General features: G+C 70.1%; 20 protein-coding genes. 11 read left to right on the plus strand and 9 right to left on the minus strand.

Annotated elements, in window-relative coordinates; translation table 11 throughout:
• Positions 1-47 precede the first annotated feature (47 nt).
• Entirely contained in the window at positions 48-3,548 is a 3,501-nt protein-coding gene (locus tag QTI17_RS08740) for a patatin-like phospholipase family protein (RefSeq protein ID WP_286532372.1), read from the plus strand.
• Here the strand turns inward: QTI17_RS08740 and QTI17_RS08745 are convergent.
• Complete coding sequence (locus tag QTI17_RS08745; RefSeq protein ID WP_286532376.1) at positions 3,545-5,248, minus strand: magnesium transporter CorA family protein; 1,704 nt, start codon at positions 5,246-5,248, stop codon at positions 3,545-3,547. The two genes, QTI17_RS08740 and QTI17_RS08745, sit on opposite strands and share 4 nt — an antisense overlap.
• Before the next feature lie 146 nt (positions 5,249-5,394).
• Between QTI17_RS08745 and QTI17_RS08750 the strand changes: the two genes are divergently transcribed.
• From QTI17_RS08750 to QTI17_RS08785, 8 genes are read left to right on the plus strand one after another with little or no spacing between them, the layout of a single operon-like run.
• Positions 5,395-6,066, plus strand: coding sequence for an amino acid ABC transporter permease (locus QTI17_RS08750; protein ID WP_286532378.1), 672 nt, complete (start codon positions 5,395-5,397; stop codon positions 6,064-6,066).
• Between the two features lie 15 nt (positions 6,067-6,081).
• Positions 6,082-6,735, plus strand: coding sequence for an amino acid ABC transporter permease (locus QTI17_RS08755; RefSeq protein WP_286532380.1), 654 nt, complete (start codon positions 6,082-6,084; stop codon positions 6,733-6,735).
• Positions 6,736-6,780: 45 nt separating this feature from the next.
• Positions 6,781-7,578 carry a transporter substrate-binding domain-containing protein gene (locus QTI17_RS08760; protein WP_286524766.1) on the plus strand — a complete coding sequence of 266 codons (798 nt, stop codon included), beginning with the start codon at positions 6,781-6,783 and terminating at the stop codon, positions 7,576-7,578.
• A 24-nt stretch (positions 7,579-7,602) separates the two neighbouring features.
• Complete coding sequence (locus QTI17_RS08765; protein ID WP_286532383.1) at positions 7,603-8,376, plus strand: amino acid ABC transporter ATP-binding protein; 774 nt, start codon at positions 7,603-7,605, stop codon at positions 8,374-8,376.
• Between the two features lie 19 nt (positions 8,377-8,395).
• Positions 8,396-9,133: a sugar phosphate isomerase/epimerase family protein gene (locus QTI17_RS08770; RefSeq protein WP_286532384.1), complete on the plus strand. Its 738-nt coding sequence runs from the start codon at positions 8,396-8,398 to the stop codon at positions 9,131-9,133.
• 8 nt (positions 9,134-9,141) lie between these two features.
• Positions 9,142-10,092: a sugar kinase gene (locus tag QTI17_RS08775; protein WP_286532386.1), complete on the plus strand. Its 951-nt coding sequence runs from the start codon at positions 9,142-9,144 to the stop codon at positions 10,090-10,092.
• On the plus strand, positions 10,089-11,069 hold the full coding sequence (locus QTI17_RS08780; RefSeq protein ID WP_286532388.1) for a 2-hydroxyacid dehydrogenase: 981 nt from the start codon (positions 10,089-10,091) through the stop codon (positions 11,067-11,069). Before QTI17_RS08775 ends, QTI17_RS08780 begins: the two co-directional genes overlap by 4 nt.
• Entirely contained in the window at positions 11,066-12,109 is a 1,044-nt protein-coding gene (locus QTI17_RS08785) for a LacI family DNA-binding transcriptional regulator (protein ID WP_286532390.1), read from the plus strand. Before QTI17_RS08780 ends, QTI17_RS08785 begins: the two co-directional genes overlap by 4 nt.
• Positions 12,110-12,150: 41 nt before the next feature.
• Here the strand turns inward: QTI17_RS08785 and QTI17_RS08790 are convergent, their stop codons facing one another.
• Genes QTI17_RS08790 through QTI17_RS08800 form a run of 3 tightly spaced genes read right to left on the minus strand, consistent with a single transcriptional unit; the run spans position 12,151 to position 13,577 of the window.
• A complete protein-coding gene (locus QTI17_RS08790; protein ID WP_286532391.1) occupies positions 12,151-12,930 on the minus strand; it encodes a cyclase family protein in 780 nt (259 codons plus the stop codon).
• Positions 12,931-12,964: 34 nt separating this feature from the next.
• Entirely contained in the window at positions 12,965-13,360 is a 396-nt protein-coding gene (locus tag QTI17_RS08795) for a RidA family protein (RefSeq protein WP_286532393.1), read from the minus strand.
• Positions 13,361-13,418: 58 nt separating this feature from the next.
• The gene (locus QTI17_RS08800) at positions 13,419-13,577 is read right to left on the minus strand and encodes a hypothetical protein (protein ID WP_286532394.1); all 159 of its coding nucleotides are present in this window, start codon (positions 13,575-13,577) and stop codon (positions 13,419-13,421) included.
• Positions 13,578-13,640: 63 nt separating this feature from the next.
• Here QTI17_RS08800 and QTI17_RS35025 point away from each other — a divergent pair, with 63 nt between their 5' ends.
• Both QTI17_RS35025 and QTI17_RS08805 read left to right on the plus strand, forming a co-directional pair.
• Complete coding sequence (locus QTI17_RS35025) at positions 13,641-13,754, plus strand: hypothetical protein (RefSeq protein WP_353506697.1); 114 nt, start codon at positions 13,641-13,643, stop codon at positions 13,752-13,754.
• Between the two features lie 210 nt (positions 13,755-13,964).
• Complete coding sequence (locus QTI17_RS08805) at positions 13,965-15,155, plus strand: saccharopine dehydrogenase family protein (RefSeq protein ID WP_286532397.1); 1,191 nt, start codon at positions 13,965-13,967, stop codon at positions 15,153-15,155.
• An 11-nt stretch (positions 15,156-15,166) separates the two neighbouring features.
• On the opposite strand, the gene amrS is transcribed toward QTI17_RS08805, so the two are convergent.
• From amrS to QTI17_RS08830, 5 genes are read right to left on the minus strand one after another with little or no spacing between them, the layout of a single operon-like run.
• The gene (gene amrS / locus QTI17_RS08810; protein ID WP_286532400.1) at positions 15,167-16,261 is read right to left on the minus strand and encodes an AmmeMemoRadiSam system radical SAM enzyme; all 1,095 of its coding nucleotides are present in this window, start codon (positions 16,259-16,261) and stop codon (positions 15,167-15,169) included.
• Entirely contained in the window at positions 16,258-17,067 is an 810-nt protein-coding gene (gene amrB, locus QTI17_RS08815; protein ID WP_286532403.1) for an AmmeMemoRadiSam system protein B, read from the minus strand. The genes amrS and amrB overlap by 4 nt, the downstream gene beginning before the upstream one ends.
• Positions 17,068-17,112: 45 nt before the next feature.
• Positions 17,113-17,592 carry an Lrp/AsnC family transcriptional regulator gene (locus QTI17_RS08820; protein ID WP_286533104.1) on the minus strand — a complete coding sequence of 160 codons (480 nt, stop codon included), beginning with the start codon at positions 17,590-17,592 and terminating at the stop codon, positions 17,113-17,115.
• A complete protein-coding gene (locus QTI17_RS08825) occupies positions 17,589-18,047 on the minus strand; it encodes a RidA family protein (RefSeq protein WP_286532406.1) in 459 nt (152 codons plus the stop codon). Before QTI17_RS08825 ends, QTI17_RS08820 begins: the two co-directional genes overlap by 4 nt.
• Positions 18,044-19,024, minus strand: a complete 981-nt coding sequence (locus QTI17_RS08830; RefSeq protein WP_286532408.1) for a transglutaminase family protein — start codon at positions 19,022-19,024, stop codon at positions 18,044-18,046. Before QTI17_RS08830 ends, QTI17_RS08825 begins: the two co-directional genes overlap by 4 nt.
• Positions 19,025-19,042 lie beyond the last annotated feature (18 nt).

A 19,042-nucleotide genomic window follows, 5' to 3' on the forward strand; every position in this document is an offset into this window, starting at 1 on the left:
TACCCCGCCGCAGGCGTGAAATATTGCATTGAACGACGAGGAGCCGAATGGACGAGACCATCCAGAAGCTGGTCGCCGAGCGTCGACGCGCCCTGCATGGCGCCGACGATGGCCGACGGCCCTGGGGCCTGGCACTGTCGGGTGGCGGCATCCGCAGCGCCACCTTCTGCCTGGGCCTGCTGAAGGCGCTGGCGGTGCGGCGGCAACTGCTCAAGTTCGACCTGATGTCGACCGTCTCGGGTGGCGGCTACATCGGCGCTGCGCTCGGGCGGCTGTGCACCAACGCGAAGTCGGCGGACGAGGTGCGCGCGATCGAGAGCGCGCTCGGCGACGTCGACCGCGCCCGCTTCGGCTGGTGGCTGCGCGCCAACGGCCGCTACCTGATCCCGGGCGGCATGCGCGACACCCTGTTCGCGACCGCGCTGTACCTGCGCAACCTCCTGGCCACCCACATCGAACTGGCGATCGCCGCCAGCCTCATCGGCATGGTGCTGGCGGCCACCAACCTGCTGCTCTGGGATGCAGTGTTCCGTGCGGTCGACCTCAACAGCGTGCCGCCCGACGCGGTGGTGCGAAGCACCCAGATCGATGCCGCGCAGTTCATGCGCCTGGCCGTCGAGTGGGCCACGCTGTGGCCGACGCTGTGGTTCACGCTGGTCGGGCCCTTCCTCGCCTCGGTGGTGCTGGCCTGCGCCTACTGGTCGGTGCACGACAAGCCATCGACCTCGTCGATGCTGCTGCAGGTCGCGATGTGGCTGGCGCTCGGCATCGGGGCCGCCTTCGTCGCGCCCGAACTGATGCTGCGCTTCAGCGGGCCGCCGTGGCTGGCGCCCAGCTTCGAGGCCTTCGCGGCCTGCTGGGTGGTCGCGCTGCTGTGGGTGCTGTACCGAAGCAGGCGGCGGTCGCCGGCCGAATTGCGCAACGAGCTGACCGACCGGCTGGCCTCGGTGCTCAACACCGCGCTGCTGATCGTCATGCTGGGTCTGCTCGACCGCAGCGCCTGGTGGCTGGCCGCCGAGGGCCAGCAGCAGCGGGTCTCCTATGGCGCGGTGCTGCTGGTGGCGGCCGCGGCGCTGCGCGGCGTGCTGCCGATGCTGCTGTCGCACCGGCAGGAACTGCCCGGCATCGGCAAGACCGTGATGCTGACCCTGGCCAGCCTGCTCGGGCTGGTGCTGGCCTTCTGCCTCGCGGCCTGGTGGATCGGCGTGGTCTATGCGGCGGTGCTGCTGCCGGTCTTCACGCCCGCCGGGCTGGACTTCATGCGCGGCTGGGCCTGGCTCGGCACCATCGCCGTGATCATCGGTGTCTACGCGCTGGCGACCGGGCGCAACTTCGCCTTTCTCAATGCGTCGTCGCTGCACATGTTCTACAAGGCGCGGATCGTGCGCGGCTACCTCGGGGCCGCCAATGCGCGGCGGCTCGGCGCGCAGCCGACCGACAAGGTGTCCGGCCTGGAGCCGCCGCAGGTGCCGGTGGGCGAGGTCGACCCGCACGACGACATCTCGCAATTGCGCTACGCGCCGCACGCCCAGGGCGGTCCGGTGCACCTGGCGAACGTCTGCATCAACCAGACGCACGACACCAAGGAAAGGCTCTTCAACCGCGACCGCAAGAGCCAGCCGCTGACCATCGGCCCTCTGGGCTGGATGCAGGCCGGCGGCGCGCCCTGGGCGCAGGCGCATGGCGACGGTGCGCTGACGCTCGGCGGCTGGATGGCGATCTCGGGCGCGGCCTTCGCCCCGGGGCTGGGCCGCCTGACCAAGCGCGGCATCTCGGCGCTGTCGCTGTTCGCGGGCCTGCGGCTGGGCTACTGGTGGAACAGCGCCGGGGCCGGGATCGTCCAGCACGGCGCGGTGGTGCATGCGAGCCCGCTTCTCATGAAGACCCGCTTCCTGCTGCTCGAATGCTTCGGCGCCTTTCCGGGCAGCAGTTCGGCCAATTGGTACTTGAGCGACGGCGGCCATTTCGAGAACACCGGCGCCTACGCGCTGCTGCGGCAGGAGGCGGCCTTGATCGTGATCGCCGACTGCGGCGCCGATCCGGACTACCGCTTCTGCGATCTCGAGGTCCTGATCCGGCGCGCCCGCATCGACCTCAACGCAGAGATCACTTTCATGAAGCCGCGCCCGGATGCCGAATGGACGCACCTGGGCGCCTTCGGCTCGCTCAACGACCTGGCCTCGCCGACCAGCCAGGCCTGCCTGGCGCTGGCGCAGGTGCGCTACGCGAGCGGCCAGACCGGGCAGATCGTGCTGGTCAAGCCCAACGTCTCTGCCTCGCTGCCGGTCGACCTGGTCAACTTCAAGGCCGCGAACCCCTTGTTCCCGCAGCAGCCGACCACCGACCAGTTCTTCGACGAGGCGCAGTGGGAAAGCTACTTCCGGCTCGGTTCGGAGATCGGCTTCCGACTCGACGAGGAGATGCTCGAGCACGTGGCGCAGGGTGCGCCGGGCCTGTTCATGCTCGACGACGGCCAGCCGGATTCGAGCGCCCGCGGCGTCAAGCCGGGCGACAAGGACAGCGCCGCGGCGGCCGCCGTGGGCTCGATGAGCCGGCTGCAGGCGCGGGTGCTGAAGGCCGGTGCGGTGACGGCATCGATCGGCATCGGCACCGCCGCCACCTTCGGCGTCGCCGCCTGGCAGGGCATCGACAGCTGGCGCGCCCAGCGCGCCGACCAGGAGAAGTCCGAGAACAGCGCCTTCAAGGACCTCACCGAGCGCTGGGCCCGCCTGCACGGCGGCGGCGGGGGCGGCGATGCGCCGGCCCTGCTGGCGGCCGAACTGCTGCGCACCGGGGACCTGCTGTGCCGCGAGGGCAGCGACAACTTCATGGCCAAGTTCCGGCTCTCGGTGCGGATGGTGGACGATGCCAAGCAGGCCTGCGCGGGCGAGGCTGCGGGCCAGCGCTCGCCGGCGTGCGCGCGGCTGCTCGATCCCGGCAACGGCATCGACTGCCTGCAGCCGGCGCAGGCTCCGCCGTGCGCGCCGCGCTACTGGGCCCGCGACTACAGCGGCCAGACCGGCTCCAAGCAGAACTGCAGCGGCACCTTGCCGCAGCCCTTCCAGCTTGCCGTCTGGCTGCGCGACCGCGTTGCCGGATTCGGGGCCGGCGACCGGGTCGCGAGCGCGCCGCCGCCGACCGCCGCGCCGTCGCCCGACGACACCCGCGGGCCGGCCACGCCGATCGCGGCCGATGCCTGCGAGGGCACGGTTGTCTACATCCTGACCTATGGCACCGGCCTGCGCGACAAGGCGCGCGCCTGGCGCGGCCCGTGGCGCGAACTGGGCGCCTCGGTGCCGCCGATCGAGGACGTGCTGAGCACCTCGCGGCGCGCCGGCCGGGCGCCGCCGGTGGGGCATCCGGTGCCGACCGTCGTCATCCGCGACGAGTCCGCGCGTGCCTGCGCCGAAGCCCTGACCGAGACCGCCGAGTCGCCGACCGGCCAGCCCTGGGCGATCCGGCTGCTGCCGCGCCCGGGCCTGACGGATCCGGCGGCGATCGAAGTCTGGCTGCCGCGGGTCAGGGATGGGGTGGCGAGTACGTCCTAGTCGGAGCCGGGGCGCCAGACCCGCGCCAGCACGCCGAACTTGTCGCGCAGCGTATTGCGCTCGTCGGACAGCGCATCGATGAAGTCCGACAGCCGCTTCGACTTGACCATGGTGTAGACCGTGAGCCAGGTGGTGAATCCGAAGACGATGCCGAACCACAGCAGCTTGCGCCACAACGGCGCATCGGCTTCCGCCAGCAGGTTCATGCCGAGGAAGCCGGTCGTGATGGTGCCGATCAGGCCGAACAGCGTGACCACCGTCAACCGCACCACCGTGTTGGCCTGCCGGCGCAGGCTGTCGGCCTCGAGGTAGGTGTTCATGTCGGCGATGCGCTCCTTGACCTCGTCGTAGAGCGGATCGAGCCCGAGGTGGGTGGTGCACAGTTGGAACAGTGCGCGCACCTGTGCCTGCTCCGAGATCTCGTGGAACCAGTAGCGGTGCGTGAAGCGCAGGAAGCCCTCGAAGCTGGCGCGGATCGCGCGCTTGAATCGCTTGACGCTGGCGACGTCGTTGACGTTCAACATGCGCAGTGCTTCGACCAGGCGGTCCGAATACATCAGCAGCGCCGCCTTCTGGAAATGCGCGATCACGAACAGCAGGAAGTGCTGGTGGCGGAACTGCGCCAGCACGCCGCGGTCGCGGCAGCAGAAGTAGTCGGCGTGGGCGTCGCCGACGACGATCAGGGCGCGGCCGTTGCACAGGTAGCGGGTGCGCGGCGCGGCGCCGGCATCGACCCAGAAGCGGTCGTAGCAATAGCGCTTCTCGAAGTCCTGCACCAGCTCGTCGGCATAGGGCAGCGGTCCGCCGCCGGTGGTGGCCGGCTCGGCGGCGCCGGTCACCAGCGCCAGCCGGATGAAGTCGTTGCGCGACAGCTGCCGCGGATCGTCGAGTGCCAGATAGGCCATCACGGGCATGCGGTAGTACTCGATCTGGCGAAAGCGCAGCGCGCCGGCTTCTTCCGAATGGTCGCTGACCAGCGGCCGCATGAGCCAGGCCCAGTGCGCGGCCAGGCGCGGCGCGCGGTGCTCGGCCACGTGCGACAGGAAGGCCTCGCGCTGCTGCGCGTCCGACGCCGCCAGCACGCTGCCGTCGGCCGCCAGCCACTCGACGCTGCTCATGCAGTGCAGCGCGTGGCCCTGCGCGTCCCAGCCGCCGGGGTAGGCGCGGCCGAAGCGATAGAGCACCTCGTGCGCCTGCGCGAGGCTCAGCCGGTCGGCGCCGACCTCGACGTTGAGCATCACGACATCGACATCGAAGAAGAAGTAGAGGTCGACATGCACCACCTCGAGGGTGATCGGCGGCGTGCCGGGACGCGCCACCACGCGCACCGCCGCCACGTCGCTGCGGCGGAACACGCGCATCGGCGAATCGCCGCCGTTGGCGCCGCCGGCCGCGCGGCCCTTGCGGCCATCGCCGTAGAGGAAGCGCTGCACGTAGGGCAGGAAGCTCACGAACTCGTTGTAGTGGCGCTCGTGGAAGCGGTCGCTGGCGCCGGTGTATTCGTCGATCTCCTCGCGCCAGGGCGAGGCGTCGCCCAGGTCCCGCAGCACCTGCCACGGGCCGCGCTGCGCATGGCGCGGCTGATGGGTCGGCATCAGTCGCAGCGGCCAGAGAAGGGTTTGACGCAGGTGCTGCACGTCAGGTGCTGCAACTGCGCCGGAAAGCTCCGCTTCGGCGTCCGCCAATTCGGTGATAGGCATGGCGCCAGTGTAGGCATCGCCGCGACCTAGGGGAATCCCTAGGATGGTGCTGAAACCGGTTTCAAATATACTTCGCTGCCCCCCGATGAAGTCTTTCGACTGCGGGGATGCACCAACCCGAACCCGCCTTCGAATCGACGCCCCCCGTGAACTACCAATTCCAGTTCGATGCCGTCTTCGCCGCCTGGCCCCTGCTGCTGAAAGGCACCTGGATCACGATCCAGCTGTCGCTGGTGGCGACGCTGCTGGGCCTGGTGGTGGCGGTCTTCTGCGCCTGGGGCAAGACCTCCGGGCCGGCCTGGCTGCGCTTCGTCGTCAATGCCTACATCGAGGTCATCCGCAACACGCCGTTCCTGGTGCAGCTGTTCTTCTTTTTCTTCGCGCTGCCGGCCATCGGGCTGCGCTGGTCGCCCTACACCGCGGCGCTGACCGCGATGGTGGTGAACCTCGGGGCCTACGCGGCCGAGATCGTGCGGGCCGGCATCGAGTCGATCCCCAAGGGCCAGATCGAGGCCGGCCGGGCGCTCAACCTCAAGCCCTGGGAGATCTTCCGCTTCGTGATCATCAAGCCGGCGCTGAAGGCGATCTACCCGGCGCTCACGAGCCAGTTCATCCTGCTGATGCTGAGCTCGGCCGTGGTGTCGGTCATCTCGGCCGACGACCTGACCTCGGTGGCGGCCAACCTGCAGTCGCAGACCTTCCGCAGCTTCGAGATCTACATCGTGGTTGCCTGCATCTACCTGGCGCTGTCGCTGGCGTTCTCGGCGCTGTTCAAGCTGATCTACCGGCGCACCCTCAACTATCCGGACCGGCGCTAAGGACAGGCCCCAACCATGCGTACCTTCGGCTTCCCCGAATTCCTGTTCATCCTCGAAGCGGCCCAGTGGACGCTGGCGCTGTCGGCGATCGCCTTCGTCGGCGGCGCGGTCCTGGGCCTCGCGATCGCGCTGGCGCGCACCTCCGACAACAAGGCGGCACGCGTGCTGTCGACCGGATTCATCCAGGTGTTCCAGGGCACGCCGCTGCTGCTGCAGCTGTTCCTGATCTTCTTCGGCGCTCCGGTGCTGGGGCTGGAGATCAATCCGTGGATCGCGGCCGGCGTGGCGCTGGTCCTCAACAGCGCCGCCTTCCTGGGCGAGATCTGGCGCGGCTGCATCGAGGCGATTCCGCGCGGCCAGTGGGAGGCGGCCGAGGCGCTGAACCTCCACTACGGCGCGCGGATGCGCGACGTGGTGCTGCCGCAGGCCTTCAAGATCGCGCTGCCGCCGACCGTGGGCTACCTGGTGCAGATCATCAAGGGCACCTCGCTGGCGGCCATCATCGGCTTCACCGAGATCACGCGGGCCGGCCAGATCATCAACAACGCCACCTTCCAGCCGCTGCATGTGTTCAGCACCGTGGCGGCGCTGTACTTCGTCATCTGCTGGCCGCTGTCGCTGCTGGCCGCGCGCATGGAGCGCAAGCGCGCCCGCGCGCTGGCCCGCTGAGTTTTTCCGTTCTTCGATTCCAGTCCTCAACCTAGGAGACCTGACATGATCCGTTCCACCACCCGCCGCGCTGCCCTCGCAGCCCTCGGCCTGGGCGCCGCACTGACCGCCTTCGCGCCCTTCGCCTCGGCCCAGAGCGTGGCCGACATCAAGAAGAAGGGCGAGATCACGATCGGCATGCTGGTCGACTTCCCGCCCTACGGCACCACCGACGCCAAGAACCAGCCCGACGGCTACGACGCCGACGTTGCCAAGCTGCTGGCCAAGGAGTGGGGCGTCAAGGCCAACATCGTGCCGGTCACCGGCCCGAACCGCATCCCCTTCCTGCTGACCAACAAGGTCGACCTGCTGGTCGCCTCGCTGGCGATCACGCCCGAGCGCGCCAAGCAGGTGCAGTTCTCGCAGCCGTACGCGGCGGCGACCATCGTGCTGTACGGCAAGACCGGCACGCCGATCAAGAGCGCGGCCGACCTGAAGGGCCTGCGCGTGGGCGTGGCGCGTGCCAGCACGCAGGACGTGGCCGTGACCAAGGCCGCGCCCGAAGGCACCGAGATCCGCCGCTTCGACGACGACGCCTCGGCCATGCAGGCGCTGATGTCGGGGCAGGTCGACGCCATCGGCGCCTCGACCACGGTCGCCGCGCAGATCGCCAAGCGCGTGCCGCCGAACACCTTCGAGAACAAGTTCAACCTGGTGCAGCAGAACATGGGCATCGCCATGCGGCCGGGCCAGGACGACCTGCTCAAGAACGTCAACGACTTCGTGGCCAAGAACTCGGCCAACGGCGAGCTGAACAAGCTCTACCAGAAGTGGCTGCAGACCGATCTGCCGAAGCTGCAGTAAGCCGGACAACTCCAGGGAACATCCATGACTGACGCAGTCGCGACCGCCGCCGACCCCATCATCCGCATGGACGCGGTGAACAAGTGGTACGGCAGCTTCCAGGTGCTGACCGGCATCGACCTGTCGGTGCGCACCGGCGAGCGCATCGTGATCTGCGGGCCCTCGGGCTCGGGCAAGTCGACCTTGATCCGCTGCATCAACCGGCTCGAGACGGTCCAGCAGGGCAAGATCGTGGTCGACGGCATCGACCTCACGGCCGGCGGCAAGAACGTCGACGCGGTGCGCGCCGAGGTCGGCATGGTGTTCCAGCAGTTCAACCTGTTCCCGCACCTCACGATCCTGCAGAACTGCACGCTGGCGCCGATGCGCTCGCGCGGCATGAGCAAGACCGAGGCCGAAGAGGTGGCGATGAAGTACCTGACGCGGGTGCGCATCCCGGAGCAGGCCCACAAGTACCCAAGCCAGCTCTCGGGCGGCCAGCAGCAGCGGGTGGCGATCGCGCGCGCGCTGTGCATGGCGCCCAAGATCATGCTGTTCGACGAGCCCACTTCGGCGCTCGACCCCGAGATGGTCAAGGAAGTGCTCGACACCATGATCGGCCTGGCCGAAGACGGCATGACCATGCTGTGCGTGACGCACGAGATGGGCTTCGCGCGCAGCGTGGCCGACCGCGTGATCTTCATGGCCGACGGCAAGATCGTCGAGCAGGCGCCGCCGGAAGAATTCTTCGGCAATCCGAAGAACGAGAAGACCCGCCAGTTCCTGGGCCAGATCCTCAGCTCCCATCAAGCGCATTGAAGCGCCCGCCCTCATCGCCATGCCGCCGCCCGTCCTGATTTCCCTTTCCTCCTTCGGCGCCGCAGAGACCGGGCGCCATGGCCAGCTCTGGTGCGCGCAGCTGGCGCGTGCCGCCGGCGCCGACAGCGTCGAGGTGCGCGGCGAACTGCTGCGCGACCCGGCCTCCGAACTGCCCGCGATGGCCGGCCTGGCCTCGGTCTATTCCAGCCCCAAGGGCCTCTGGGCCGAGGGCGGATGGCTCGACAGCGCGGCGCTCGGCCGCGGCATCGCCGCCGCCACGACGCTCGGCGCCCGCCGGCTCAAGATGTCGATCGGCGACTTCGGCCCAGGCTCGCACGGCTCGCTGTGGGGCCTCAAGGTGCAGCTGGCCGAGACCCGGATCGAGCTCGTGATCGAGAACGACCAGACCGTCTCGGCCGGGTCCCTGCCCGCGATGCAGGCCTTCTTCGACGCCGCCGACCGCTCCGGCCTCGAGCTCGGCATGACCTTCGACATGGGCAACTGGCACTGGGTGGGCGAATGCCCGTTGCAGGCGGCCCAGGCCCTGGGCCGGCGGGTGCGCTACGTGCATTGCAAGGGCGCGCAGCGGCTGCCCGCCAAGTGGGTCGCCGTGCCGCTGGCCGATTCGGTGGCACCCTGGCGCGCCGTGCTGCGGGCGCTGCCGGCCGACGTGCCGCGTGCCATCGAATATCCGCTGATCGGCGACGACCTGCTGGCCGTCACGCGCGACCAGGTCGCCCAAATCCGCTCCCTGTGACCACTGCCATGACCCCATCCGCCTTCGATGTCGCGCTGTTCGGCGAAGCCATGCTGCTGCTGGTGGCCGACCGGCCCGGCCCGATCGAAAACGCCACCGCCTTCCACAAGCGCACCGCGGGCGCCGAGACCAATGTCGCGATCGGCCTGTCGCGCCTCGGCCTGAAGGTCGGCTGGGCCAGCCGGCTCGGCACCGACTCGATGGGCCGCGCGCTGCTGGCGACCATGCAGGGCGAGGGCATCGACTGCTCTCACGTGATCTGCGATGCGACGCAGCGCACCGGCTTCCAGTTCAAGGGCCGCGTGACGGACGGCAGCGACCCGCCGGTCGAATACCACCGCAAGGGCTCGGCCGCCAGCCACATGGGGCCGGCCGACGTCGACGAAGCCTGGCTGCGCTCGGCGCGCCACCTGCACGCGACCGGCGTGTTCGCGGCCATCTCCGACACCAGCCTGCAGGCCGCGATCAAGAGCATGGACGTGATGCGCCAGGCCGGCCGCACGATCTCCTTCGACCCCAACCTGCGGCCGACGCTGTGGGCGTCGCCCGAGACCATGCGGCACTGGATCAACGACCTGGCGTCGCGCGCCGACTGGGTGCTGCCCGGCATGGAGGAGGGCCTGATCCTCACCGGCGAGACGACGCCCGAGGGCGTGGCGCGCTTCTATCGCCAGCTCGGCGCGAAGCTGGTGGTCGTGAAGCTCGGCGCCGAAGGCGCCTACTACGACAGCGACGTGGCCGGCACCGGACGCGTCGACGGCTTCCCGGTCAAGGAGATCGTCGACACCGTGGGCGCCGGCGACGGCTTCGCGGCCGGCGTGGTCAGTGCGTTGCTCGAAGGCCGGACGGTGCCCGAGGCGGTGCGCCGCGGTGCCTGGATCGGCGCCCGCGCGGTGCAGGTGCTCGGCGACACCGAAGGCCTGCCGACGCGCGCCCAACTTGAGGAGACCGGCCTGTGACACGCAAGAACATCCTCGTCTTTCGCGAGTTGCCCGACGATCAACTGGCGCGGCTGCAGGCCGCCCATGAGGTCACGGTCGCCGATCCGCGCTCGCAGCGCGCCGCCTTCGACGCCGCGCTGCCGCTGGCCCATGGCCTGATCGGTTCCAGCTTTCCGGTCGACGATGCGCTGCTGGCGCGCGCGCCGCGGCTCGAAGTCGTGTCCAGCGTCTCGGTCGGCGTCGACAACTACGCACTGGCCTCGCTGCACGCGCGCGGGATCCTGCTGTGCCATACGCCGGGCGTGCTCGACGAGACCGTGGCCGATACCGTGTTCGCGCTCCTGATGGCCACCAGCCGCCGGGTCGTCGAACTCTCCAATCTGGTGCGCGACGGCGCGTGGACGAAGAACATCGGCGAAGACCTGTTCGGCTTCGACGTCCATGGCAAGACGCTGGGCCTGCTGGGTTTCGGCCGCATCGGGCAGGCCATCGCCCGCCGCGCTGCGCTGGGCTTCGGCATGCCCGTGCTGTACCACGCACGCCGGCCGGTCGACCTCGCGGCGCAGGCGCCCGAGCTGCAGGGCCGGGCCGTCCACACACCGCTCGCCGAACTGCTGGGGGGCGCCGATTTCGTGGTCGCGATGCTGCCGCTTTCGGACAGCACGCGCGGGATGATCGATGCGAGCTTCTTTGCTGCGATGAAACCGGGTGCGGTCTTCATCAACGGCGGGCGGGGTGCCACCGTGCAGGAAGACGCGCTGCTGGCGGCGCTCGATCACGGCACGTTGCGGGCCGCCGGCCTCGATGTCTTCGCGACCGAGCCGCTGCCGGCGGCGTCGCCGCTGCGCACGCATCCGCGCGTGACGCCGCTGCCGCACATCGGCTCGGCGACGCACGAGACCCGGCACGCCATGGCCGAGCTGGCGACCACCAACCTGCTGCAGGCGCTCGCCGGCGAACGCCCCGCGGCGGTCTTCGACACCGCTTCCGCGTGAGCGCCGCCGCCCCAGCGCCGCGGCCGGCGCGCGCCACCATCGCCGACGTGGCCAAGGCGGCCGGCGTCTCGAAGGCCACGGTGTCGCGTTTCCTGAACCACCGCGAGCGGCTGCTGAGCCCCGACATCGCGGCCCGTGTCGAGGCCGCGGTGACCCAGCTGGCCTACACGCCGAGCCCGATGGCGCAGGCCCTGAGCCATGGCCGTTCGCGCCTGATCGGCCTGATCGTGGCCGACATCACCAATCCCTATTCGGTGGCCGTGCTGCGTGGCGCCGAGAAGGCCTGCCAGGATGCCGGCTACCTGGTGATGCTTTTCAACCTCGGCAACGACATCGACCGCGAGCGCGAGGCGATCAATGCGCTGGCCGGCTACCAGGTCGATGGCTTCATCCTCAACACGCTCGGGCGCGGCGCCGGCCTGATCGACGCCGACGCGCTGCACGGCAAGCCGGCGGTGCTGGTCGACCGCCGCCATGCGGGCATGCACACCGATTTCGTCTCGCTGGACAACGCCGCCGCCATGAAGGCGGCCTGCGGCCATCTGGTCGACGGCGGCTATCGCGAGCTGCTCTACATCACCGAGCCGCTGAAAGGCGTGAGCTCGCGGCGCGAGCGGACCGCGGCCTTCGGCGACTGCGTGGCGGCGCACGAGCCGCGCGTGGCCGGCGAGGTGTACGAATCCACGGGTGACGACGGCGATGGCCTCGACGCGGCGCTGCGCGCCCTGCACAAGCGTGCGAAGCGCGGCAGGCGCGCGGCGGTGCTGGCGGGCAACGCGGTCGTGACCCTGCGCGTGGCCGCCGCGATGGCGCGGCTGGGCTTGCGCTTCGGCGAGGACATCGGCTTCGTGGGCTTCGACGATCCCGAATGGGCGCCGCTGATCGGGCCCGGCCTGAGTGCCATCGCGCAGCCGACCGAGGAAATCGGCCGGACGGCGGCGGCCTGCCTGCTGGAGCGGCTGCGAGGGCTGGAGGGGCCGGCGCGGCAGCTGCTGCTGCCGGGGGAACTGGTGGTGCGGGGGTCGTCGGGCGGGGGGTGAGGCCGGGCGACATGCGCATTCGGGCGGGCGCCGCGGCTCGCTCAACCCTCGACCAACGCCAACACCCGCAGCGGACTCCCCGACCCCTCCTGGATTTTCAGCGGCGCCGACACGATCAGTGCCCCGGTCGGCGGCAGTTGGTCGAGGTTCTTCAGGCATTGCAGCCCGTAGCGGTTCGCGCCGTGCATCAGCGTGTGGCAAGGGTAGGCCATCGGCCATCCATGCGACTGTCCCGCGTCGGTGTTGATCGTCTCGACGCCGAAGCCGTGCACCCTGCGTTGGCCGATCAGCCACTCGACCGCCTCCTGCGTCGGCCCCGGCGTGTGGGCGCCGTCCTCGCGCATGTTGACGAAGGCGGCCGGGTCGGCGATGCGCTTGGACCAGTCGGTGCGCAGCAGCACCCAGGCGCCTTCGGGGATGCGGCCGTGGCGCGCTTCCCAGGCCTGCAGGAAGTCCACCGTCAGCAGCCAATCGGCATCCTCTGCCACCTCGGTGCTGGCATCGATCACCACCGCCGGCGCGATGAAGTTGCCGGCGTCGATGGTGTCGACCGTGTTGCCCGGATGGTCCTTGCCGGTCACCCAATGGGCGGGCGCGTCGAAGTGCGTGCCCGTGTGCTCCCCGCAGGTGAAGTTGTTCCAGTACCAGCCGGGACCGGCTTCGTCGTAGCGCGAGATGCGCTCCATCTTGAATGCCGCGACCTGGCCGAATTGCGGCGGCAGCTGCAGCGGCGGGAATTCTTCGCTCAGGGTGTGGGTCAGGTCGATCGTGCGGATCGATCGATCGCGCAAGGCCGCGGCGAGGTGGGTCAGGATGCTCATCGGGGTTTCCTATCCGTGGGAGAAAGTTGCTCGTTCATGCCCGGCGCCGGGCGGTGACCTCGATCTCGACCTTGGCGCCTTCGACCGCCAGTGCGCTGCACAGGGTCGTGTTGGCGGGCCGGTTGTCGCCCAGCCGGCGCTTGAGCACGCCGCTGACCGCGATCACGTCGGCGCGATCGGGCACGTAGACCCGCACCCGCACCACGTCGGCGAGGCTGGCCTGTGCCTGCGCCAGTGCGCCTTCGATGGTGTCCAGCGCCAGCTCGCATTGCCGCTCGGCCGTGTCCGGGAACTCGCCGCTGGCGAAGTCCTGCCCGACGGTGCCGGAGACGAAGATCCAGTCGCCGTCGACGACGGCGCGCGAATAGCCGGCCAGCTCTTCCCAGCGTGAACCGCTCTGGATGATGAAAGCGCGTGGGGCGGCGCTCATTGCGCAACCTCCGTGCTGCGCACTCCGGTGCGAGCGCCTTCGGGCGGCCGGGCGGCGCTCATTGCGCCTTGAACCCCGAATCGCGAATGACCTTGCCCCAGCCGCGCGAGGCATCGACCACCCACTGCTCGACCTCCTTCGACGGTGCCGCCGTGACCTCGTTGCCCATCTTGGCCAGCTTCTCCTGCAGGTCGGGCTGCGCCAGGACGTTTTTCATCGCGCGGTCGAACTGCTCGACGAATTCGACCGGCAGGCCAACCTCGCCGGCCTGAGCCGGGTCATGACATCCAACGTTCTGATGCAGCTGCAGGCGCAGGGCGTGATCGAGATGGTCAAGTCGCATTGCGTGATTCGAGAGATGCAGGCGCTGAGGCAGCGGGCCGTGGTCTTGTGATCGAAACCGGGTCGATGGCGGCCCAGTGTAGGAACCGGTCGGGGCGCCGTATGTCAACGGCTTTACAAGCCGCCAACTTTTTCTCTGACCTTTCGATCGTCCAGGCCGTCGTTTCGTCGGCGCGAGGCGCTCCGTCGACGCAATGGCGCCTTCCGCCCGACCGCGAGGCCTCCTAGAGTCGGTTCATCCGATGCCGCAAGGGAGGACCCGATGATCTCGATTCGCAACGTGCTGGTGCTGGGCGCCGGCAAGGTGGGTGGCACCGTGGCCGACATGCTGGCCGACTACCACCGGATTCCGGTCACGCTCGCCGACCGCGACCCGCCGCGACGCGCGCCGGACGACCCGCTGGTCCGGCGCACCGTGCTCGACGTCGAGGACACTGCCACACTGGCGGCCGCATTGGCCGGGCATCAGCTGCTGATCAACGCGCTGCCGTTCCAGCAGGCCGGGCGCGTCGCCGCCGCCGCACGCGCGCTGTGCGCGCACTACCTCGACCTGACCGAGGATGTCGCGGCCACCCGCGTCATCCGTGGCCTGGCCGACGGCGCCGACACCGTGCTGATGCCGCAGTGCGGCCTGGCGCCTGGCGTGATCGGCATGCTGGGCGCGCACCTCGCCGGCCGCTTCGACGATCTGCACGACCTGCACTTGCGCGTCGGTGCGCTCTCGCGCCACGCCACCAACGGCCTGCGCTACAACTTCACCTGGAGCATCGACGGCCTGATCAACGAGTACTGCCATCCGTGCGCGGCCATCGTGCAGGGCCAGCCGGTGTCGGCGCAGCCGCTCGAAGGGTACGAGACCCTGGTGCTCGACGGCGACACCTACGAAGCCTTCAACACCTCGGGCGGGCTCGGCACTTTGTGCGAGACGCTGGCGGGCCGCGTGCGCAACCTCGACTACAAGACGCTGCGCTACCCGGGCCACCGCGATGCGATGGCGCTGCTGCTGCGCGATCTGCGGCTGGCCGAGCGGCGCGACCTGCTGCGGCAGGTGCTGGAACACGCCGTCCCGCACAGCCGGGAAGACGTGGTGATCGTGTTCGCCTCGGCCTCCGGCCTGCGTGGCGGGCGCCTCGAACAGGAGACGCGCATGGCCCGCATCCAGGGTGGCCGCCTGCGCGGCGTGGACCGCACCGCGATCGAGCTCGCCACCGCGGCGGGCGTGGTCGGCGTGTTCGAGCTGCTGCGCACGGGCCGCCTGCCGGCGCGGGGTTTCGTGGGGCAGGAGCAGGCGGCGCTCGAGGACTTCCTGGCCACGCGCGTCGGCAGCTGCTATGCCGCACTCGGCGAACCGGGCAGCGGCGCGGCGTCGGCCAGCCCGCATCGCGGCGCCGCCTTCGCTCATACCTGGCCGCCTCAGCCGCGACGTCGCGCACGCCAGCAGCCACAGCCATGAACGCGAGCCGCTCAGGCCGCCAGCCGCACCGGGATGCGGCGGCGGCCGAAGGCGCGCGCGACGGTGCCGAAGCGGCCGGCGACCCGTGTGCCGCAATCCGGGCAGGCGCCATGTTCGTCGAGCCGGCAATCCAGCACCTCGTACCAGTCGCGCCGCAGCAGTACCGCGTGGCATTGCGCACAGAAGGTGGTGCCGCCCTCGATGTCGTGCACGTTGCCGGTGTAGACGTGGTGCAGGCCGTTGGCCAGGGCGATGCTGCGGGCGCGCCTGAGCGTCGCGGGCGGCGTCGGCGGCAGGTCGAGCATCCGGTAGTCGGGATGGAAGGCCGTGAAATGCAGCGGCACGTCGAGGCCGAGCCGATCGGCGATCCAGCGCGTCATGGCGTCGATCTCCGCATCGCTGTCGTTGAGTCCGGGAATCAGCAGCGTCGTGATCTCGAGCCAGCAGCCGGTGTCGTGCCGCAGGTAGAGCAGGGTGTCGAGCACCGGCGCGAGGTGGGCACCGGTCTGCCGGAAGTAGAAGTTTTCGGTGAAGCCCTTCAGGTCGACATTGGCCGCATCCATCCGGGCGTAGAAGTCGCGTCGTGGCTCGGCATGCATGTAGCCCGCCGTGACCGCGATGCTGTGCAGGCCCATGGCGTGGCAGGCGTCGGCCGTGTCCATCGCGTACTCCGCGAAGACCACCGGGTCGTTGTAGGTGAAGGCCACGCTCGAGGCGCCGTTCGCGCGCGCCGCTTCGGCGATCCGCTGCGGCGAGGCGCTGTCCGAGAGCCGGTCCTGCTCGCGGCTCTTGGAGATGTCCCAGTTCTGGCAGAACTTGCACGCGAGGTTGCAGCCCGCGGTGCCGAAGCTCAGCACGCTGCTGCCGGGAAGGAAGTGATTGAGCGGCTTTTTCTCGATCGGGTCGATGCAGAAGCCCGAGCTGCGGCCATGGGTCGTGAGCACCATCGCGTCGCCGACACGCTGGCGCACGAAACACAGGCCGCGCTGACCCTCGTGCAGGCGGCAGTCGCGCGGGCACAGGTCGCACTGGACGCGGCCGTCGTCGAGCCGGTGCCACCAGCGGGCAGCGGCCGAACCGGCCGTCCGTGTGTCGAGGTCGGTCATGGCGCTTGCTCGAAGGCGAAGGCCGCGTAGCCCACCACCCGGTCGCGATCGCCCGCCGTGTCGCCGGAGTTGCACAGGTCGAGCAGTCGCGGCGCCAGCCCACGGGCCTGGGCGGCCCGCAGGGCCCCGTTGATCGCCGTCGCCCCGCAGGCCTGCTGCGGCACGAGGCCGGCATCGAGGTCCAGGATGCGCTGCACGGTCGCGCGGTCCGCGGCCTGCGCCTGCGCGTAGGGCAGATAGTGCGACAGGTCCGAGCTGATCACGATCAGGGTTTCCGGCCCGCCCCAGAGCCGATCGAGGACCCGAGCCACCGCCTCCGGGTCGGCGTCGCCGACCACCAGCGGTGCCAGCGAGAAGGCGCCGAGCACGCTCTGCAGGAAGGGCAGCTGGACCTCGATCGAATGCTCTTGGGCGTGCGCCCGGTCGCTGCGGAGCACCTGCGGCAGGCCGTCGATCTTCGCGAGCGCTTCGGCATCGATCGCGATGCGCCCGAGCGGGGTTTCGAACGCGGCGCAGTCGGGCGCGGCCAGGCCGTCCACCCAGACCCGATGCGCGGGCCCGAGCAGCACGACACGGGTGACCGCGGCATGGCGCCCGCGTCCGAGCAGGGCATAGGCCGCGGCGGCCACCGCGCCGGAGTAGGCGTAGCCGGCGTGGGGTGCGATCAGGAGCTTCGGCGGCCCGCCAGCACGATGGTGGTTGTCGTCAGCGGCCTCGCCCAGGCAGCGTTCGACCTGCTGGCGCAGCGCCGAGGGCGCGGCCGGGTAGAACAGGCCGTCGACAGCGGCGCGGCGAACGGCAGGCATGGGCGGGACTCCTGCCGCCCAATTTGAACCGTCCGCTGCGGAAAATCAATCCGGTCCGCCCTGAGCCTGCCCCGGCGGCACCGCGCTGCGCCGATCGATCTTGCGGCTCAGCACCACCGAGGTGTGCGTGTGCTGGATGCCTTCGATCAGGCCGATGCGGTCGAGCAGCGCGTCGAGCTGCTCGTTGGTCTCGCAGCGCAGGGCCAGCATGTAGTCGTACTGGCCGCTGACGGCCGAGAGTTCCTCGACCTCGGGCAGCCGTTCGAGCGCGCGGACCACCGCGGCGCCGGCCTTCGGGGCCACGCTGAGGCCGCAGTACGCACGCACGGCTGCGTGTTCGAGGCGCTGGCCGAGCCGCACGCCATAGCCGGCGATCACGCCGTCGCGCTCCAGCCGCGCGATGCGGGCGACCACCGTGGTGCGCGCCACGCCGAGCTTGCGCGCCAGCGTCGCGGCGGGCTCGCGGGCGTCGGCCTGGAGCAGGCTCAGCAGGTGGCGGTCGGTGTCGTCCAATGAATCACTTATTGAACTTCGGCGATCAGTTCGATCTCGACGCAGGCGCCGAAGGGGATCTGAGCGACGCCGAAGGCGCTGCGCGCATGGGCGCCTTTCTCGATGCCGAAGACCTCGGCCATCAACTCGCTGGCGCCGTTGGTCACCAGGTGCTGCTCGGTGAAGGTGGGCGTGGAGTTGACCAGGCTCATCAGCTTGACGATGCGCTTGACCTTGTTCAGGTCGCCGACCGCCGCGTGCAGGGTGCCGAGCAGGTCGATCGCGATCGCGCGCGCGGCCTGCTTGCCTTCGTCGGTGCCGAGTGCGCCGCCGAGTTGGCCGACCCAGGGCTTGCCGTCCTTGCGGGCGATGTGACCGGAGAGGAAGACCAGGTTGCCGGTGCGCGCGAAGGGCACGTAGGCCGCGGCGGGCGTGGCCACCGGGGGCAGGGTGATGCCGAGGGCGGTGAGTTTGTCGTAGACGCTCATGAGGATTCCTTGTTCTGGGATTGGGATTGGGATTGGGACTGCGTTTGGGACTGCGACGCCGCCACGGCCGCCGCCTGCTCCTTCAGCTCTTCGAGCGGCCGCACCGTGACGCTGACCGCGAGCGTGTGGCGTGCACCGCCATGCAGCACGCCGCGCATCGGCGAGACATCGGAGTAGTCGCGGCCGATGGCCAGCGTCACGTAGTCCTCACCGGGCTGGCGGCCGTTGGTCGGATCGAAGTCGGCCCAGTCGCCGGGGCCGTCGGCGCCCGGCAGGTAGACCGAGACCCAGGCATGCGAGGCGTCGGCGCCGATCAGGCGTGGCCTGCCCGGCGGCGGCTGGGTCAGCAGGTAGCCGCTCACGTAGCGGGCCGGCAGCCCGAGGGTGCGCAGGCAGGCGATCATGATGTGGGCGAAGTCCTGGCAGACGCCCTTGCGCTGGGCCAGCGCCTCGATCGCCGGCGTGCTGATCTCGGTGCTGCCGGCGTCGTATTCGAGATCGCGGTACATGCGCAGCGTCAGGTCCATCGCGGCGTCGAAGGCCGGCCGGCCGGGCGCGAAGCTGGGCCGTGCGTAGGCGGCGAAGTCGTCATGGCGGGGCACGTAGCGCGACGGAAAGACGAAATCCGAGGCCGGGTCGTAGCTCGCATCCTTGACATAGCGGAAGCGCTCGCGCACCTCTTCCCAGGGCAGCTCCCGGGCGATCGCCGGCGGCAGCACCGGCGGGGCGGTGTCGACCACGCTCTCGGCGGTGACCACCAGCTCCTCGTGGGTCGCTTCGAGCGCGAAGAAGGCGCGGGTGTTGCCGTAGACGTCCGGCGATTCGCCGTGCTGGGCCGGGGTCGGGCTGATCGTCAGCGCGTGGCTCACCAGCCGCTGGGAGGCCGTGTTCATCGGCTTCAGGTGCGCCAGGTGCTGCGCCGTCTCGACCGGCGGCGCGTAGTCGTAGCGGGTGGCGTGGGTGACGTGAAGCAGCATGGACGGGACTTTACTCGC

Source organism: Variovorax sp. J31P179 (assembly GCF_030316985.1).
Taxonomy (GTDB): domain Bacteria; phylum Pseudomonadota; class Gammaproteobacteria; order Burkholderiales; family Burkholderiaceae_C; genus Variovorax; species Variovorax ginsengisoli_B.

Excerpts from the sequence above, each read along its gene's own strand:
- QTI17_RS08740 (WP_286532372.1), top strand. The coding sequence starts at position 48 with ATGGACGAGACCATCCAGAAGCTGGTCGCCGAGCGTCGACGCGCCCTG.
- QTI17_RS08745 (WP_286532376.1), bottom strand. The coding sequence starts at position 5,248 with ATGCCTATCACCGAATTGGCGGACGCCGAAGCGGAGCTTTCCGGCGCA.
- QTI17_RS08755 (WP_286532380.1), top strand. The coding sequence starts at position 6,082 with ATGCGTACCTTCGGCTTCCCCGAATTCCTGTTCATCCTCGAAGCGGCC.
- QTI17_RS08760 (WP_286524766.1), top strand. The coding sequence starts at position 6,781 with ATGATCCGTTCCACCACCCGCCGCGCTGCCCTCGCAGCCCTCGGCCTG.
- QTI17_RS08765 (WP_286532383.1), top strand. The coding sequence starts at position 7,603 with ATGACTGACGCAGTCGCGACCGCCGCCGACCCCATCATCCGCATGGAC.
- QTI17_RS08770 (WP_286532384.1), top strand. The coding sequence starts at position 8,396 with ATGCCGCCGCCCGTCCTGATTTCCCTTTCCTCCTTCGGCGCCGCAGAG.
- QTI17_RS08775 (WP_286532386.1), top strand. The coding sequence starts at position 9,142 with ATGACCCCATCCGCCTTCGATGTCGCGCTGTTCGGCGAAGCCATGCTG.
- QTI17_RS08790 (WP_286532391.1), bottom strand. The coding sequence starts at position 12,930 with ATGAGCATCCTGACCCACCTCGCCGCGGCCTTGCGCGATCGATCGATC.
- QTI17_RS08795 (WP_286532393.1), bottom strand. The coding sequence starts at position 13,360 with ATGAGCGCCGCCCCACGCGCTTTCATCATCCAGAGCGGTTCACGCTGG.
- QTI17_RS08800 (WP_286532394.1), bottom strand. The coding sequence starts at position 13,577 with ATGAAAAACGTCCTGGCGCAGCCCGACCTGCAGGAGAAGCTGGCCAAG.
- QTI17_RS35025 (WP_353506697.1), top strand. The coding sequence starts at position 13,641 with ATGACATCCAACGTTCTGATGCAGCTGCAGGCGCAGGGCGTGATCGAG.
- QTI17_RS08805 (WP_286532397.1), top strand. The coding sequence starts at position 13,965 with ATGATCTCGATTCGCAACGTGCTGGTGCTGGGCGCCGGCAAGGTGGGT.
- amrS (WP_286532400.1), bottom strand. The coding sequence starts at position 16,261 with ATGACCGACCTCGACACACGGACGGCCGGTTCGGCCGCTGCCCGCTGG.
- amrB (WP_286532403.1), bottom strand. The coding sequence starts at position 17,067 with ATGCCTGCCGTTCGCCGCGCCGCTGTCGACGGCCTGTTCTACCCGGCC.
- QTI17_RS08825 (WP_286532406.1), bottom strand. The coding sequence starts at position 18,047 with ATGAGCGTCTACGACAAACTCACCGCCCTCGGCATCACCCTGCCCCCG.
- QTI17_RS08830 (WP_286532408.1), bottom strand. The coding sequence starts at position 19,024 with ATGCTGCTTCACGTCACCCACGCCACCCGCTACGACTACGCGCCGCCG.